This is a genomic window from Salmonella sp. SAL4457 (assembly GCF_046548235.1).
Classification (GTDB): Bacteria; Pseudomonadota; Gammaproteobacteria; order Enterobacterales; family Enterobacteriaceae; genus Salmonella; species Salmonella enterica.
The window spans coordinates 1-308 of the sequence record NZ_JBGDZO010000261.1 but is presented as its reverse complement, the minus strand read 5'-3'; the positions used below and the strand labels follow the sequence as shown (position 1 = coordinate 308).

1 protein-coding gene is annotated in these 308 nt (G+C 65.6%); it reads left to right on the top strand.

Features of this window, described 5'->3' with window-relative positions:
* The coding region (locus tag ACLJNW_RS24185; protein ID WP_410961215.1) for a PhnD/SsuA/transferrin family substrate-binding protein at window positions 1-308 on the top strand (308 nt) is incomplete at both ends.

Genomic DNA, 308 nt, shown 5'->3' with positions numbered 1-308 from the left:
CCACCGAGCTACTGCGCAAATTCAAGCCGCTCGGCGCCTATCTGGAGAAGCAACTCGGCATGCCGGTGAAGTTCGTCCCGGTGGCCGACTACGCCGGGGTGGTCGAGGCGCTGGCCGCCGACCGCCTGGACATGGCCTGGCTGGGCGGCTTCACCTTCGTCCAGGCGCGGCTGAAGACCGGCAACGCCATTCCCCTGGTGCAGCGCGAGCAGGACCAGCAGTTCACCAGCAAATTCATCACGGCCGATCCCCAGGTGAAATCCCTGCAGGACCTGAAGGGCAAGACCTTCGCCTTCGGCTCGGTCTCC